Below are 14,752 nucleotides of genomic sequence, written 5' to 3'. Positions count from 1 at the left end.
ACTCGGGTCTTTCCAGCAAACGCCAGGAAAAACAAACGCCAGGAAAAAGGGGATTCCGGAGTTGTCTCAGCACACCGTCACGTCCGTGGTCGGTAACGCTCGCCTGAACGGTTTCCACGTCGGGGTCCTGGTCATGTGCTCGCTGCTCATGATCGTCGACGGCTACGACATGGTCTCGTACGGAACCGTCATCGCGCACCTGATGGACGAGTGGCAGATGGACCCGGTCACCGCCGGGACGCTCGGGTCGATGGCGCTGGTCGGGATGCTGGTCGGCGGCATGGGCATCGCGCCGCTGGCCGACCGCTACGGACGCAGGCCGCTGATGATCACCTGCGTGACGATCGCCAGCGCGGGATCGCTCGCCTGCGCCTTCACCACCGGGCCGTTCCAGCTCGGCGCGCTGCGGTTCGCCGTCGGTGCCGCGCTGGGCGCCCTGGTGCCGAACTTCATCGCCATGACGGGCGAGTTCGCGCCCAGGCGGGTCAAGGCGCTGTGGGTGACGCTGGTGTCGTCGTTCTACTCCGTCGGCGGCATCGGCGCGGCGGTGTTCGCCATCTACATCGAGCCGGTCTGGACCTGGCGCGGCGTCTTCTACATCTCAGGGCTCCCGCTGCTGCTGGTGCCGGTCCTGCTGCGCTTCCTGCCCGAGTCGCCGGAGTTCCTCGCCGCCAACGGCGACCGCGCGAAGCTGCTTTCGGTGCTGCGCAAGGTGGATCCGCACAACGACCACAGCGACGTGGTGGCCGGGGAGCGGACGGAAGCGGGCAAGGCCCGGCTGGCCCAGCTGTTCGCCAACGGCAACGCGCTCAACAACGTGCTGATCTGGGTGTTCTTCGCGATGTGCATGCTGCTCAGCTACGGCCTCAACACCTGGCTGCCGAAGCTGATGCAGACCGCGGGATACCCGCTGGGCTCGGCGCTGTGGAACCTGGTCGTGCTCAACCTCGGCGGCATGGTCGGCGCGGTGGCCGGCGGCTGGATGGCCGACCGCTGGAACTACCGCGGCACGCTGGTGCTGTACTTCGTGCTCGCCTCGGTGTCGCTGATCGGGCTGTCGTTCAACCCGAACTCGCTGGTGCTCAACGTGCTGCTGTTCGTGGCCGGTGCCGCCACGATCGGCGTGCTGGCGATCATCCACGCCTTCGCCGTCGAGTACTACCCGGCCGAGGTGCGCTCCACCGGTGTCGGCTGGGCGGCCGGGGTCGGCCGCATCGGCGCGATCGGCGGGCCGACCCTCGGCGGTGCGCTGCTGGCGCTGGAACTGCCGTTCCAGCAGAACTTCATCGCCGTGGCCGTGCCCGGCGTGATCGGCGCGGTCGCGGTGGCGGTCGTGGCCAAGAAGAAGTTCCGGACCGCGCGGCGCGAACCGGTCGCGGTCACCGCTTCCTGAACCGAGAGGAGCCCACCATGTCTTTGTTCGGCAACGAGGTCTGGGACAAGAAGGTCTTCACCGGTGCCTGGACCGCCGCGAGCGGCACGCCGGCCGAGGTCGTCGAGCCGGCGACCGGCGACGTGCTCGGCCACGTCGGTTCCGCGACGGCGGACGACGTCGACGCCGCCTGCGCGAAGGCCGCCGCGGCCCAAAGTGATTGGGAGCGGACGCCGTTCGAGGAGCGGGCGGCGATCCTGCGCCGGGCCGGGCGGATCTTCGAGGAGCATGCGGAGGAAATCCGCACCTGGATCGTCCGGGAGGCCGGATCGATCGGCCCGAAGGCCGAACTGGAGGCGCGCACCGCCGCGACCGAGTGCTTCGAGGCGGCGGCGCTGCCCTCGCACGCCAGCGGCGAACTGCTGCCGTCGGCCGACGGCAGGCTCAGCTTCAGCAGGCGGGTCGCGGCCGGGGTCGTCGGCGTGATCGCGCCGTTCAACTTCCCGATGATCCTGTCGATCCGGGCGGTGGCACCGGCGCTCGCGCTGGGCAACTCGGTGGTGCTCAAGCCGGACACGCGGACCGCGGTGTGCGGCGGCGTGGCGCTGGCGGCGGTGTTCGAGGCGGCCGGGGTGCCGGAGGGCGTTTTCCAGATGCTGCCCGGCGGCGCGGACGCGGGTGCGGCCCTGGTGGCCAACCGGCACACCCGGGTCATCGCGTTCACCGGCTCGACCGCGGCCGGGCGCAAGGTCGCGGAAGCCGCGGCCACCCACCTCAAGCGCGCGCACCTGGAGCTGGGCGGCAACAACGCGCTGATCGTGCTCCCGGGAGCCAACGTCGCCGCGGCGGTGTCGGCCGCGGCGTGGGGCGCTTTCCTGCACCAGGGCCAGATCTGCATGGCGGCGGGCCGCCACCTCGTGCACGAGTCCATCGCGGACGACTACGTCGCCGCGCTCGCCGAGAAGGCGCGCAACCTGCCGGTCGGCGACCCGCACACCGCCGACGTCGCGCTGGGCCCGATCATCGACGCCAAGCAGCGCGACAACATCCACCGGCTGGTCACCGAAAGCGTCGAGTCCGGAGCCGTGGTCGCGGCGGGCGGCGACTACGACGGGCTGTTCTACCGGCCGACCGTGCTCGACGGCGTCCGGCGCGCGACCCCCGCGTTCCGCGAGGAGATCTTCGGCCCGGTGGCGCCGGTGCTGCGGTACCGCACGGTCGACGAAGCCGTGGAGATCGCCGCCGACACCGAGTACGGCCTGTCGCTGAGCGTCCTCGGCGCGGACGCGATGCAGGCGTGGGAGGTGGCCAAGCGGATCCCGAGCGGCCTGGTGCACATCAACGACCAGACCGTCGCCGACCACCCGCACATCCCGTTCGGCGGGGTCAAGCACTCCGGCAACGGCGGCCGGATCGGGACCGCGGCGGCCAACATCGAGTCGTTCACCGAGACCCAGTGGGTGACCATCCAGGGGCCGGTCCAGCAGTACCCGTTCTGAGGGATTGTCGTACCTGGCCGCTAGTCTGCCGCCGCTTCCGGGGGAACGGCCCCGAGATCGCGGAGGGAGAGCGGCGTGGCGGTCATCGTCGCAGGCAAGTTGTACGTCGATCCGGAGGAGCGGGACCGGTTCATCGAGGGCCACCGCGCCATCGTCGAGGCGGCCCGCGGCCACCCGGGCTGCCTCGACCTGTCCATCTCACCCGACCCGCTCGAACCGGGCCGGGTGAACAACTTCGAGTACTGGGAGTCGCACGAGGCCCTGGAAGCCTTCCGCGCGGCGGCGCCGCGCCCGTCCGTCTCGATCGAGTTCAGGGACGCCCAGGTGTTCAAGCACGAGATCTCGCACACCGGGCCGCCTTTCGACTGATGGGCAGGAGGACACCCTTCACCTCAGGAGAGTGGTGAGGGGTGTCTTACTCGTCCGACACGAGTTCGGGGAATTGAGCGCGGGTCGTGCGGTCAAGTTTCGCTCCGTTGGCAGCGGAATATCGCATGCCCAAGTACACGTAACCCCAAAGCCGCTTGTTCGCTTGCAGGTGGCTCAGAGGTATGACCACGCTGCCAGTTCTGTCCGTGAGTACGAGGTCGACGCCGCCCATACCTCGTGCGGCATAACGGATGCTGATGAGCTCGTATGTGCGTACTGCCGCACCGTTGCACCGCACCCAATCCGAGCCGGCGGTGACGACGGTGGCTCGTCCAACGTAGACGGTGAAGGCGAACACTGCCGCCACGATGACCCAGACGAACCAGTAGGTCAGAGCGACGAACCCGCTGTGCCAGACCGCTCCGATCAGGAGGATCAGAACCGGGGCGGGCGCCGACAGCCACACGCTTCGGCTCGACTCGCGATAGTGCTCGAGGACCGGGCCTGCTCCTTCGGGAGGTTTCGGCACACGCGACGGCGCACGTTCGGTTTCCGCGCCCTCGAACTGGACCGGTGCTGCCGGCGGTCGAGGCTCCCCGCTGCTCGAGTCCGGGCGGGGTGGAAGATCAGGCATATCGGCTACCGTCCGAACCTTCCCTTGCGGTACTCGTCCGAGTTGTCGTCCGGGCTGTCGATCCCGTCTCCTCCCAAGTCCCGGTAGAGATCTCGCAAGTCGTTCTCCTGGAAGTAGGTCCACGCCGTGGCGGCGGCGAAGCCCACGCCCAGTCCGGTGAGCGTCACGGGAGCGCCGGCCGCACCGGCACCGGCCATCAGAGCACTGGCGCCCGCACCCGCTGCCGTGCTGGCGCCCAACGCTCCGAAGTTCACGGCGATCGCCTTGCCCACCGGCTTTCCCGCGGCGATGTCCAGTCCGGTGAAGATCCCGGCGGCGGCTACGCCGACTACGGAAAACGCCCTGGCAGTGTTTCGAAAGACTCCTTCTTTCGTGCTCGTGCCGGCCAGCGACGTCGTGAGCCGCTTGAGCAACAGGTCGCCGGCAGCGGTCCTGCCCGTGTTTCCCAGCAGTCTTGCGTTGCTGTCCGCTGCGCGCTGGTCCATACCGGCGTTGAGCAGAAGTTGCCGGAGATTCGATTCCCGAAGCGATGCGGGCATAGTGCTGTCCGCAGCCCAACGCTGGAAGTTTTCCGCGAAGCTGCGCATGGACTCGGCGTTCTGAGCAAGTGTCGTCGCCGCGCCGTGCGCTGTGCCTGCGTATGCGAGCCCGCGACTGATCCAGGTGAGAGGTGTTGCGGTGATCGCGGCGATGACGGTGTTCGAGGCGTCCAGCGCCTTGAGCAGCGATCGATGAGCCGTACGTTCGTAGCGTCGCGCGTCATCAGCGGTGGACTCGATTTCCCGCCACGCTTCCAGCTTGCGTTCCGCTGCGGCGTGTTCAGCCCGTTTGGGGTCCAGCCCTGGCATGTCTCCACTGGCGCCCTCCGATGCTGTGTCGGCGGGGCCACCCGGAGGTTTCTGGATTGAGGAGCCGATTACCGCGAGGCCGGCGTCGTGGGCGATCTGCAGGCACTGGGTCATCCGCTGGCGCACTGTCTCGATGTCGTCCGCGAACAACTCCACGCCCGAGGCCGCCCGATCAATCGCTTGTACGAGGTCGTCGATTTCCCGAGCGCTTCGGGACATCTGATCCCGGAAGGTGTCACTGGCTTGCCCGTGCCAGAACGATTCGGAGGACGAAACCGCCTTGAGCACGGCAGTCGCGCCGTCATGGTTGGCTTGCGACAGTGTTTTGAGCCATGAGGCCAGTTCCCGGCATGAGACCGGGTCGGCCTTGACGTTGACGTCAATGGTGGCGACGCTCATGGTTTCCTCAAGGTCAGCGGGGCATGTTGTCGGCGCCTGTGTCATCGGCACGCAGGTACTCGCTCTTGGCGGCGCGGACATCCTCGGCAGCATGGTGCAACCCGCCGCTTACCCCCGCGCTGGCCCGAGCCAGGCGTGCGACTGCGTCGGCGAGAACTCCGATGGACTCACCAGCGTTCGCCACCGGTGCGGGGCCGATCCCGTCCAAACCCGCTGCGCCGGTCTCCAGCGTTTGCGTGAGGATGTCCATTTCGCCGGGCACGTTCTCGAACCCGCCCATCACTCATTCCCCGTTCGCCGTTCGGTATCGGGTAATGCGACGTCTTCCAGCACGACCTCCGCGCCCACTTGCTCTGCGATCTTCTGCACGTCGGCTCGTGCTACAGCGATCCACGGCTGCCGGTCTCCGCAGCCCTCCACGAAACGCCGGAGACTTGTGAAGGTCGGCAGTGCCAGTTCTCCGGTCGTAGTCCGGCGCAGCTCTACCGTGGCCTCGGCGGAACCGGCCTTGACCGGCTTGCACGGTACAAACGCTTGCGGTGGGTCTTCGAACGCGTCATCGAGATCTTCGGGCACAGGCCCGCTAGGATCGGGTGATCCGGTGCCGAACGTCTCTCTTCCAGCCATTGCGGCGGCGTGCTCCTTCCCCAAGGAATCGATGCGACGCTCCCGGACCGTATCGAAGCGGCTCGTACGGTAGAGGCCGGTTTCCGATCACCTCAGGTATGATCACTCGAACAGCGCAGTGTTCGATCAGCAGGCGAAATTCCGGCGACGACATAGCGGTCGGCGCGACGCCGCTCCGAACACGGCGAGTACCGCGGCCCCGGCCGTCGACCTGGTGTCAGCTCCGCTCCAGCACCGACGAGACGTGCAAGGTCATCGGTCTGCCCATCATGGCCCGGTGCTCGGTGTAGGTGAGGCGGCCGTCGGGCCGCAGCGAGTAGCGGCGGCGGGCGGCGTTGACGTCCTTGGCGCTCGCCGAGCGCAGCACGGTCTCGGTGCTCAGCTCCCACTCCGCTTCGCCCGCCGTGCCGTAGAACAGCTCCAGCAGCCCGGTGGCGTGGGTCAGCAGCAGCTCGATCCGGCCGTCGGGCTGCGGGCGCCACCAGCCCGTCTCGCGCGCCGCCGGGCGGATCACCTCGCCCGCCTCGTCGAGCAGCCAGGCGCGGGCGTCGTGGTGCAGGAACGGGCGGCCGTCGTGGGAGATCACGAGCTGCTGGCCGAACCGGTGCGGGCCGTCGATGGTGGGGTAGTCGACCTCGCCCTCCGCCCGCCACACCCCGACCAGCGGGAGCAGCGGCCCGCAGATGTCGTGCAGTCCGTTCGGCGAGGCCGTGTCGTCCGGGATCGGCAGCATGGCCGGGAGCCTAGTGCCCGGGCGGGCGCCGCGCGGCGAACCCCAGCAACAGCTCGGCCACCTCGGCATCGGTGATCAGCGTGCTGACCACTCCGGACCGCAGCACCGCGTCGACCGCCTCGGCCTTCGGCTCGCTGTAGCCGAGCGCGATCACCTCCGGCACCGCGCGCAGCTGCTCCTGGGAGATCGCCAGCACGTGGTGGGAAAGCCCGGTCGACAGCGCGTTTCCGTCGGCGTCGAACAGCCGGGCCGCGATCTCCGCGGTGGCACCCCGCCGCCGGATCGACTCGCGCTCCTCCGGGCCGACCGCGTCGTAGACCGTGGACTGGCCCTCGGTCCACGCCCCGATGCTGACGACCGCCTTGGTCAGGTGCCGGAACTGCGCGAACGTCTCGGCGATGCCCGGCTGGGCGCGCAGGATCTCGGCGGTGCGGCGGTCCGGCAGCACCAGCGGCCCGTAGATCGGGTAGGCGTCGCCGCCGGAGATCGCGGCCACCCTGGAGACGGTCTCCACCGAACGGTCGCGCATGTCCATGCCCGCCTGCACCCCGCACAGCTGCACGATCGGGCAGCGCGGCAGCGAGCGGACCGACTCGGCCATGACGTTGACCGACCGCGCCCAGGACAGGCCGACGACGTCGTCGGCGGTGACGATCTCGGTGAGCAGATCCGCGGCCAGCTGCCCGATCCGCTTGCGCTGCCCGTGCTTGTCGCTCCTGGAATGCGCTCGGTTGAGCACCAGCACGCGGCGCAGCCCGTAGGCGGCGCGGACGTCGTCGGACAGCGGCAGGTCGATCGGCGCGGGCAGGTCGAACTCGATCCGCACCAGGCCGCTTTCCCTTGCGGCGGTGAGGATCCTGGCGACCTTGAAGCGGCTGATGCCGAACTCCTCGGCGATCTCCAGCTTGGACCTGCCCTGCACGTAGAACCGGCGCGCGACGGTCGCCGTGGTCAGCGTCTCGGCGAGCCGGACCGGTGTCGGATCGGTGCTCATATGAGCACCATAACCCGAAATTCGCCGGAAAGGTTGACGTAACACCTGCGAAGTTCTTCAATGCTCGACAAGTTCCGAGATGGCGACATCGCAAAGTGCTCATATGAGCAGAGTGAAACGAGGTCTCATGCGCGCCGCGATCGTTGACCGGCCCGGGTCCGTGCGGGTCGGGGACGTGCCTGATCCCGTACCCGGCGACCGGCAGCTCGTGATCAAGGTCGGTGCCTGCGGCATCTGCGGCACCGACCTGCACATCGCCGACGGCCACTTCCCGCCCACGCCCTACCCGATCGTCCCGGGGCACGAGTTCGCGGGCGAGGTCGTCGAGCTCGGCCCGGACGTGCCCGGCGGCTGGCGGATCGGCGACCGGGTGGCCGTCGACCCGTCGCTGTTCTGCGGCTACTGCACCCCCTGCCGCTCCGGGCACGGCAACCTCTGCGCCAACTGGGGCGCGACCGGCGACACCGTGGACGGCGCCTTCGCCGAGTACGTCGCGGTGCCGTCGGCCAACTGCTACCGCATCCCCGACTCGATGACCTGGCAGCAAGGCGCCCTGGTCGAGCCGGTCTCGTGCGCGGTGCACGGAGTGCGCCGCATCGGCGTCGAGGCGGGGGAGCGGTTCCTCGTCGTCGGCGCGGGGACGATGGGGCTGGTGATGCAGCAGTTGCTGCAACGCGCCGGAGCCTCGGTCACGGTCGTCGACCGCAACGCCGCCCGGCTTCCCCGCGCCACCAGGCTCGGCGCCGCCGCGGTCGCCGCGGACGTGTCCGAACTCGACGACGAGCGCTTCGACGCGGCCGTCGACTGCACCGGGGCCGCCCCCGCCATCGAGGCCGCCTTCGACTCGCTTCGCCGCGGCGGCAGGCTGCTGGTCTTCGGCGTCGCCCCGGCCGAGGCCCGGGTCGCGCTCTCGCCGTTCCGGATCTACAACGACGAGATCACCGTCGTCGGGTCGATGGCGGTGCTGCACAGCTTCGGCGCGGCGCTGGACCTGGTCGCCGCGGGCGCGGTCGACACCGCAGAACTGCTCACCGACGCGCTGCCGTTGGAGGAGTACCCGAAGGCGCTGGACCTGATGCGCAGCGGTGCGGGACTGAAGGTCCAGGTGCTGCCGGGAGGTTTCGATGGCTAGCAGGTTCAGGCCGCGGCTCGCGCTGCTGCTGGTGGCCGCGCTGTTCGCGCTCACCGGCTGCGCCGGGGCGGGCGCGCTCGGCGCGGGCGGGCGGACGCTGGTGATCGCGATCGTGTCCAACCCGCAGATGGAGGACGCGGTTGCGCTGTCCAAGCAGTTCGAGCAGGAGAACCCGGGAATCCGGCTGAAGTTCGTGCAGCTGCCGGAGAACCAGGCGCGCGCCAAGATCACCGCCTCCACCGCCACCGAGGGCGGCGAGTTCGACGTGGTGATGATCAGCAACTACGAGACCCCGCAGTGGGCGGCCAACGGGTGGCTGGAGAACCTCCAGCCGCACATCGACCGCAGCCCCGGTTACGACGAGGCCGACTTCATCCCCAGCATCCGGGACTCGCTGTCGCACCAGGGGTCGATGTACGCGGTGCCGTTCTACGGCGAGTCGTCGTTCCTGGCCTACCGCAAGGACCTCTTCGAACGCGCCGGGCTCACGATGCCGGAACGCCCGACGTGGCAGCAGATCGCCGAGTTCGCCGCGAAGCTCGACGACGAGCAGGCCGGTGTCGCCGGGATCTGCCTGCGCGGCAAGCCCGGCTGGGGCGAGAGCCTGGCCCCGTTCAGCACGGTGGCCAACACCTTCGGCGCCCGCTGGTTCGACGAGAACTGGAACGCGCAGCTGACTTCGCCGGAGTTCCGCGCGGCCGCGGAGTTCTACGTCAACCTGGTGCGCGAGCACGGCGAGGTCGGCGCGTCCAGCGCGGGCTTCTCCGAGTGCGGCACGCGCTACGCGCAGGGGCAGGCCGCGATGTGGTACGACGCGACGGTCATGGCCGGGACCAACGAGGACCCGTCCAGCAGCACGATCGTCGGCAAGTCGGGGTATGTCGCGGCGCCGGTCGACAGGACCGCGAGCAGCGGCTGGCTCTACACCTGGTCGCTGGCGATGCCGAAGGTGACCGAGGACAAGGAAGCTGCCTGGAGCTTCATGCGGTGGATGACCGACAAGCGGTTCGTGCACACCGTCGGCAACAGCTTCGGCTGGAACCGCGTTCCGCCGGGGGTGCGGATGTCCACTTACGACATCCCCGAGTACCGCGAGGCGGCCAAGGCGTACGCGCAGCCGACGCTCGACGGGATCAACCAGGCGCAGCAGCAGAACACCATGACGCGGCCGGTGCCCTACCCGGGGATCCAGTTCGTGGGGATCCCGGAGTTCCAGGACCTCGGCACGCGCGTCAGCCAGCAGCTCTCGGCGGCGGTGGCCGGGCAGATCACGGTCGACGAGGCGCTGCGGCAGTCTCAGGAGTACGCCGAGACGGTCGGCAGGTCGTACCAGGAGGGCCGATGAGCCACACTTTTTCGCCTGCTCGTCGGCCTGACCGGGTGCGGGTGTCCCGCAAGGCAGAGGAGGGACGATGACCCAGCTGACGGCGCCCCCACCACCGGTGGTCGCGACCAGGACGCGCAAGCCCGACGGCAAGTGGTCGGTGGCGGCGTGGAAGCGGCGCGGACCGCTGCTGCCGGCGCTGCTGTTCACCATCGTGGTGACCCAGATCCCCTTCCTGCTCACCGTTTTCTACTCGTTCCAGTCGTGGAACCTGGTGCGCCCCGGCTCGCGGCACTTCGTCGGCCTGAGCAACTACGTCGACGTCTTCGCCGACAGCCAGTTCCGCGGCGCGATGCTCAACACGGTCGTGCTCACCGTGGTCTGCGTGCTGGTGGCGATGCTGCTGGGGCTGGGTCTGGCGCTGCTGCTGGACCGGAAGTTCCTCGGCCGGGGCATGGTGCGCACGCTGCTCATCACCCCGTTCCTGATCCTGCCCGCGGCGGGCGCGCTGCTGTGGAAGACGACGATGTTCGACCCGACCTACGGGCTGCTCAACTTCGTCCTCGGCGGTGACACCGACTGGCTCTCGGAGTACCCGCTGGCGTCGGTGATGGCCCAGATCGTGTGGCAGTGGACGCCGTTCATGATGCTGCTGATCCTGGCCGGGCTGCAGGCGCAGTCCCGGGAGGTGTTGGAGGCCGCGGCGGTCGACGGCGCCGGGCGGTGGCGCACCTTCGTCTCCATCACGCTGCCGCAGCTGAGCCGCTACCTGCAGCTGGCCGTGCTGCTGGGCGCGATCTACGTGGTCAACAGCTTCGACGCGATCTTCCTGATGACCCAGGGCGGTCCGGGCACCGCCAGCACGAACCTGCCCTACTACATCTACCAGCGGGCGTTCGAGGGCTTCGACGTCGGCCAGTCATCGGCGATGGGCGTCATCGTGGTGGTGCTGACGCTGATCGTGGCGACCTTCGCGCTGCGCCTGATGTTCCGGACCTTCGGCGTGAGCGGTGAGGTGAGATGAGCGTGCGTTCCGCCAACCCCGCCGGGCGCTGGGCGCTGACGGCGGTGACCTGGGTGGTCGCGATCCTGTTCGTGTTCCCCCTGCTGTGGATGGTGCTGACGGCGTTCAAGCAGGAGTCGGACGCCTACACCGACCCGCCGAGGTTGCTGTTCACCCCGACGCTGGAGCAGTTCGCGGGCATCGTCGAACGCGGTTTCCTGCCGTACCTGGGGAATTCGGCGTTCGTGACCGTGGTGTCCACTGTGCTCGTGCTGCTGCTGGGAATCCCGGCGGCCTACGCGCTGTCGATCGCGGCGGTGCCGGGAACCCGCAACGCCCTGGGATTCTTCCTGTCCACCAAGATGCTTCCGATCGTCGCGGCGATCATCCCGCTGTACGTGATCTCGCAGAACCTGCGGCTGCTGGACAACGTGTGGGTGCTGGTCGTCCTCTACACCGCGATGAACCTGCCGCTGGCCGTGTGGATGATGCGCTCGTTCTTCCTGGAGGTGCCCAGGGAGATGATCGAGGCAGGCCGGGTCGACGGGGCCAACCTGCCGACCCTGCTGCTCCGGCTGGTGCTTCCGGTGGTGGCGCCCGGCATCGCGGCCACGGCGCTGATCTGCGTGATCTTCTCCTGGACCGAGTTCTTCTACGCGGTCAACCTCACGGCGGCCCAGGCCGGGACGGTTCCGGTGTTCCTGGTCGGCTTCATCACCAGCGAGGGCCTGTACTGGGCGCAGCTGTCGGCCGCCGCGCTGATGGCCTCGCTGCCGGTGATGGTGGTCGGCTGGTTCGCCCAGAACCACCTGGTGCGCGGTCTGTCCATGGGCGCGGTCAAATAACCTCGAAGGAGCTTCGACATGGCTGAAGTCGTCTACGCCGACGCGTCCCGGGTGTACCCGGGCGCCACGCCGGTGCGCGCGGTCGACCGGCTCGACCTGGACGTCGCCGACGGCGAGTTCCTGGTCCTGGTGGGCCCTTCCGGCTCGGGCAAGTCGACCGCGCTGCGGATGCTCGCCGGCCTGGAGGACGTCGACGAGGGCGAGATCCGCATCGGGTCGCGCGTGGTCACCGACCTGCCGCCGAAGGCGCGGGACATCGCGATGGTGTTCCAGTCCTACGCGCTGTACCCGCACATGACGGTCGCGGAGAACATGGGTTTCGCCCTGAAGCTGCGCGGGATGCCGAAGGAGCAGGTGCGCGCGAAGGTCGCCGAGGCGGCCGGGATGCTCGACCTGACCAAGTACCTGGACCGCAAGCCGAAGGCGCTCTCCGGCGGCCAGCGCCAGCGGGTGGCGATGGGCCGGGCGATCGTCCGCGAGCCCAGCGTGTTCCTGATGGACGAGCCGCTGTCCAACCTGGACGCCAAGCTGCGGGTCGAGACCCGCGCCAACATCGCCGCCCTGCAACGGAGACTGGGCACCACCACCCTCTACGTCACGCACGACCAGGTCGAGGCGATGACCATGGGGGACCGGGTCGCGGTGCTCAAGGACGGCGTCCTCCAGCAGTGCGCCTCTCCCCGGGAGCTGTACGAGAACCCGGCCAACGCGTTCGTCGCCGGGTTCATCGGCTCGCCCGCGATGAACCTGCTGACCGCGGTGCCGGACAACGGCGGGGTCCTGCTGGCGGACCTGGCGGTGCCGCTGCCGCGCGCGATCTCCGACGAGATCGCGCGCCAGGACCTGGCGGAGGTGACCTTCGGGGTGCGGCCGGAGTCGCTGCACCTGGTCGGCTCGGACGAGCCGGGCTTCGCCCTGACCGTCGAACTCGTCGAGGAGCTCGGCGCCGACGCCTACCTGCACGGCGTGGTGGCGGTCGGCGCCGAGCGCCAGCGGCTCGTGGTCCGGGTGGACGGGCGGACACCGCCCCGGCTCGGCGATCGGGTCCGGGTGGGGCTGCGCGACTCCGGGGAGGTGCACGTCTTCCACCCGGAGACGACCCTGCGGCTGGGGTGAGCCCGGTGCGGGCCCTCACTTCGCCAGTCGTTGCTTCATCAGGACGACTTCCACCCATTTGTCCAGTTCATCGGGGTCGGCGGTCACCCCGAACGCCCCGAGTTCGCGGGCGCGGCGGATGCGGGCCGGGGTGACGATGCTGGTGTAGAAGATCACCGGACCTTCGTAGATCTGTTCCACGCGGAGCGCGGCCAGATCGTCGAACCCGGCCGCGTCGTCTCCGTCGCGGGAGATGTCGGAGATGATCAGGTCGGGCGTCCACTGCGCCAGCTTCCGCTGCGCGGTGCGAAGGCAGTCGGCAGGCTCGATGTGGATGTCGAAGCCGCGGTTCCGGACGCGGGCCAGCGTGTCGTGGCTGACCGGCACATCCACCGCGGGATCGAAGCGGTCGTCGATCCAGAGGATGTTGCAGGCAAACCCGTTCTCGGGCTGGGGCCGGATCTTGCGCTTCCGGTACGGCGGTTGGTCGTCGACGGTGTAGCTCACCGGCTCCTCCGAGACCGGGTGCACACCGAGCTGGAGATGGGTGCGCAGCGTGTCGAACTCGGGGTCGTCGCGCAGTTCCCTCAGCAGCGAGACGAACTCCGGGTTGCTCGCGAGCTGGGGGAACTCCACCGGGAGTTCCTGCTCGGCCTCGGTGAGCAGCGCGAGCATCCGGTCGCGGTCGGTCGTCGGCGGCTCGGCGAACCCGAGACCGGTGAAGAACGCCGAGTGCTCGTCGGTCGGGTGCCCCGACCGGCAAGCGGCGCGGACTTCGGTGTAGGTCAGGAACTCCCGCGTGAAGTCGCGGTCGCCGGTGCCGGTGAGCAGCCGGTAGAACCCGGGGTAGAAGTGCTGGAGCAGGATGATCCGCACCAGCGCCGCCGGGCCGAAGCGCTGCCAGTCGCGGTTGAGCCGGTACTCCAGCACGAAGCTGTTGATCAGCCGCTTGATCCGGCGCGGGTTGCGCTTGGTGCGCTGGGCGACCAGGGTCGCCAGCCCGTCGTGGAACAGCTCGCCGGTGCCCGAGCGCTCGGCGTAACCGTCGATGAGCCTGCGCACGGCGGCCTCGTCCGGCACCGGGGCGCGGTAGTTGACCTGGACGATCTTCTCCAGGTGTTCCAGCGCGCGGGCCGCGCCCTCCGTCCCCTGCACGTTGCGGGCCAGCACCGCCTGGTCGCAGCCGATGACGAACACCAGCCCGGGGACGTCGAGGTAGAGCTTGATGGCCTCGCAGACGGTCAGCACGACCTCGCCCTGGCAGCGGTCGAGATCGTCGACGAAGACCACGAGCTGGCGGTCCGGTCCGCTCCCGGACCCCACCCACTCCTCGGCCATCTCCCGCACCACGTCGCGGATCTCGTTGCGCGCCTTGGCATCCACCGTCAGCCGCTGCCACAGGTCGTCGACCAGCCGCCGGAGCCCGAAGGCGCTGAGCGCCACGGCGGCGGCGATCCGCGCCACGCCGACGAGGCGGCGGCGCCGGGCGAGCCGGTGGTAGCCGCGGCGCAGGATGCTGCGGTCGAAGCTCAGCAGCACCGACTTGATCAGCACCTCCAGCGCGTCCGGTCCGGACGTCCAGGCGTTGAACCACGCGGTGGGAACGCCGTCGGCTTCCAGCTGGGAGCGCATCAGGCGCATGAGGCTGCTCTTGCCGGTGCCCCAGCCCGCGTCGATGGCCACCGTGAACGGGGTCGACGAGCGGGACGTGGTGATGAGATCCGTGAGCGACCGCGCCGTCTCCGAGACGCCGAGCAGGTCACCCCGGCCGTCCTCGACCGGCTCGTCGTTGAGCACCACGAACCGCGCCCGCGCCGTGTTCCCGTCCGCCGTTGTCATCACCGGCAGTATTCCAGTTGATCACCAGCTGCGGAGCCG

15 protein-coding genes are annotated in these 14,752 nt (G+C 69.3%); 8 read left to right on the top strand and 7 right to left on the bottom strand.

Annotated elements, in window-relative coordinates; all coding sequences use genetic code 11:
* The first annotated feature begins 85 nt into the window (after window positions 1-85).
* The 3 genes from ABD691_RS09380 (at window position 86) to ABD691_RS09370 (ending at window position 3,240) form a co-directional block, all read left to right on the top strand.
* Window positions 86-1,393, top strand: coding sequence for an MFS transporter (locus ABD691_RS09380; RefSeq protein ID WP_344679132.1), 1,308 nt, complete (start codon window positions 86-88; stop codon window positions 1,391-1,393).
* Window positions 1,394-1,410: 17 nt separating this feature from the next.
* The gene (locus ABD691_RS09375; protein ID WP_344679131.1) at window positions 1,411-2,871 is read left to right on the top strand and encodes an aldehyde dehydrogenase family protein; all 1,461 of its coding nucleotides are present in this window, start codon (window positions 1,411-1,413) and stop codon (window positions 2,869-2,871) included.
* A 75-nt stretch (window positions 2,872-2,946) separates the two neighbouring features.
* On the top strand, window positions 2,947-3,240 hold the full coding sequence (locus tag ABD691_RS09370; protein WP_344679130.1) for a putative quinol monooxygenase: 294 nt from the start codon (window positions 2,947-2,949) through the stop codon (window positions 3,238-3,240).
* Window positions 3,241-3,286: 46 nt separating this feature from the next.
* Here ABD691_RS09370 and ABD691_RS09365 read toward each other — a convergent pair whose 3' ends face one another.
* The 6 genes from ABD691_RS09365 to ABD691_RS09340 all read right to left on the bottom strand — a co-directional run bounded on the left by ABD691_RS09365 (window position 3,287) and on the right by ABD691_RS09340 (window position 7,475).
* Window positions 3,287-3,706 carry a hypothetical protein gene (locus ABD691_RS09365; RefSeq protein ID WP_344679129.1) on the bottom strand — a complete coding sequence of 140 codons (420 nt, stop codon included), beginning with the start codon at window positions 3,704-3,706 and terminating at the stop codon, window positions 3,287-3,289.
* A gap of 173 nt (window positions 3,707-3,879) precedes the next feature.
* Window positions 3,880-5,121, bottom strand: a complete 1,242-nt coding sequence (locus tag ABD691_RS09360) for a hypothetical protein (RefSeq protein ID WP_344679128.1) — start codon at window positions 5,119-5,121, stop codon at window positions 3,880-3,882.
* 13 nt (window positions 5,122-5,134) lie between these two features.
* A complete protein-coding gene (locus tag ABD691_RS09355; RefSeq protein ID WP_344679127.1) occupies window positions 5,135-5,401 on the bottom strand; it encodes a hypothetical protein in 267 nt (88 codons plus the stop codon).
* The gene (locus tag ABD691_RS09350) at window positions 5,401-5,748 is read right to left on the bottom strand and encodes an SAV_915 family protein (RefSeq protein ID WP_344679126.1); all 348 of its coding nucleotides are present in this window, start codon (window positions 5,746-5,748) and stop codon (window positions 5,401-5,403) included. Before ABD691_RS09350 ends, ABD691_RS09355 begins: the two co-directional genes overlap by 1 nt.
* A 217-nt stretch (window positions 5,749-5,965) precedes the next feature.
* The gene (locus tag ABD691_RS09345; RefSeq protein WP_344679125.1) at window positions 5,966-6,481 is read right to left on the bottom strand and encodes a heme-binding beta-barrel domain-containing protein; all 516 of its coding nucleotides are present in this window, start codon (window positions 6,479-6,481) and stop codon (window positions 5,966-5,968) included.
* Between the two features lie 10 nt (window positions 6,482-6,491).
* Entirely contained in the window at window positions 6,492-7,475 is a 984-nt protein-coding gene (locus tag ABD691_RS09340) for a sugar-binding transcriptional regulator (RefSeq protein WP_344679124.1), read from the bottom strand.
* A 127-nt stretch (window positions 7,476-7,602) separates the two neighbouring features.
* Between ABD691_RS09340 and ABD691_RS09335 the strand changes: the two genes are divergently transcribed.
* The 5 genes from ABD691_RS09335 (at window position 7,603) to ABD691_RS09315 (ending at window position 12,895) form a co-directional block, all read left to right on the top strand.
* Window positions 7,603-8,607, top strand: a complete 1,005-nt coding sequence (locus ABD691_RS09335; RefSeq protein ID WP_344679766.1) for a zinc-dependent alcohol dehydrogenase family protein — start codon at window positions 7,603-7,605, stop codon at window positions 8,605-8,607.
* Window positions 8,600-9,952: an ABC transporter substrate-binding protein gene (locus tag ABD691_RS09330; RefSeq protein WP_344679123.1), complete on the top strand. Its 1,353-nt coding sequence runs from the start codon at window positions 8,600-8,602 to the stop codon at window positions 9,950-9,952. The genes ABD691_RS09335 and ABD691_RS09330 overlap by 8 nt, the downstream gene beginning before the upstream one ends.
* Window positions 9,953-10,019: 67 nt before the next feature.
* Window positions 10,020-10,955 carry a carbohydrate ABC transporter permease gene (locus ABD691_RS09325; RefSeq protein ID WP_344679122.1) on the top strand — a complete coding sequence of 312 codons (936 nt, stop codon included), beginning with the start codon at window positions 10,020-10,022 and terminating at the stop codon, window positions 10,953-10,955.
* Complete coding sequence (locus ABD691_RS09320; RefSeq protein ID WP_344679121.1) at window positions 10,952-11,779, top strand: carbohydrate ABC transporter permease; 828 nt, start codon at window positions 10,952-10,954, stop codon at window positions 11,777-11,779. The genes ABD691_RS09325 and ABD691_RS09320 overlap by 4 nt, the downstream gene beginning before the upstream one ends.
* 18 nt (window positions 11,780-11,797) lie before the next feature.
* Window positions 11,798-12,895, top strand: a complete 1,098-nt coding sequence (locus tag ABD691_RS09315) for an ABC transporter ATP-binding protein (RefSeq protein WP_344679120.1) — start codon at window positions 11,798-11,800, stop codon at window positions 12,893-12,895.
* A gap of 15 nt (window positions 12,896-12,910) precedes the next feature.
* Here ABD691_RS09315 and ABD691_RS09310 read toward each other — a convergent pair whose 3' ends face one another.
* Window positions 12,911-14,713, bottom strand: a complete 1,803-nt coding sequence (locus ABD691_RS09310; protein ID WP_344679119.1) for a P-loop NTPase fold protein — start codon at window positions 14,711-14,713, stop codon at window positions 12,911-12,913.
* Window positions 14,714-14,752: the final 39 nt, after the last annotated feature.

The organism is Saccharopolyspora taberi, from assembly GCF_039534165.1.
GTDB classification, from domain to species: domain Bacteria; phylum Actinomycetota; class Actinomycetes; order Mycobacteriales; family Pseudonocardiaceae; genus Saccharopolyspora_D; species Saccharopolyspora_D taberi.
Note: the sequence above shows the minus strand (reverse complement) of the source record. Positions and strands in the feature narration are given on the sequence as shown.

Excerpts from the sequence above, each read along its gene's own strand:
- ABD691_RS09375 (WP_344679131.1), top strand. The coding sequence starts at position 1,411 with ATGTCTTTGTTCGGCAACGAGGTCTGGGACAAGAAGGTCTTCACCGGT.
- ABD691_RS09360 (WP_344679128.1), bottom strand. The coding sequence starts at position 5,121 with ATGAGCGTCGCCACCATTGACGTCAACGTCAAGGCCGACCCGGTCTCA.
- ABD691_RS09355 (WP_344679127.1), bottom strand. The coding sequence starts at position 5,401 with ATGGGCGGGTTCGAGAACGTGCCCGGCGAAATGGACATCCTCACGCAA.
- ABD691_RS09350 (WP_344679126.1), bottom strand. The coding sequence starts at position 5,748 with ATGGCTGGAAGAGAGACGTTCGGCACCGGATCACCCGATCCTAGCGGG.
- ABD691_RS09345 (WP_344679125.1), bottom strand. The coding sequence starts at position 6,481 with ATGCTGCCGATCCCGGACGACACGGCCTCGCCGAACGGACTGCACGAC.
- ABD691_RS09340 (WP_344679124.1), bottom strand. The coding sequence starts at position 7,475 with ATGAGCACCGATCCGACACCGGTCCGGCTCGCCGAGACGCTGACCACG.
- ABD691_RS09335 (WP_344679766.1), top strand. The coding sequence starts at position 7,603 with ATGCGCGCCGCGATCGTTGACCGGCCCGGGTCCGTGCGGGTCGGGGAC.
- ABD691_RS09330 (WP_344679123.1), top strand. The coding sequence starts at position 8,600 with ATGGCTAGCAGGTTCAGGCCGCGGCTCGCGCTGCTGCTGGTGGCCGCG.
- ABD691_RS09325 (WP_344679122.1), top strand. The coding sequence starts at position 10,020 with ATGACCCAGCTGACGGCGCCCCCACCACCGGTGGTCGCGACCAGGACG.
- ABD691_RS09320 (WP_344679121.1), top strand. The coding sequence starts at position 10,952 with ATGAGCGTGCGTTCCGCCAACCCCGCCGGGCGCTGGGCGCTGACGGCG.
- ABD691_RS09315 (WP_344679120.1), top strand. The coding sequence starts at position 11,798 with ATGGCTGAAGTCGTCTACGCCGACGCGTCCCGGGTGTACCCGGGCGCC.
- ABD691_RS09310 (WP_344679119.1), bottom strand. The coding sequence starts at position 14,713 with ATGACAACGGCGGACGGGAACACGGCGCGGGCGCGGTTCGTGGTGCTC.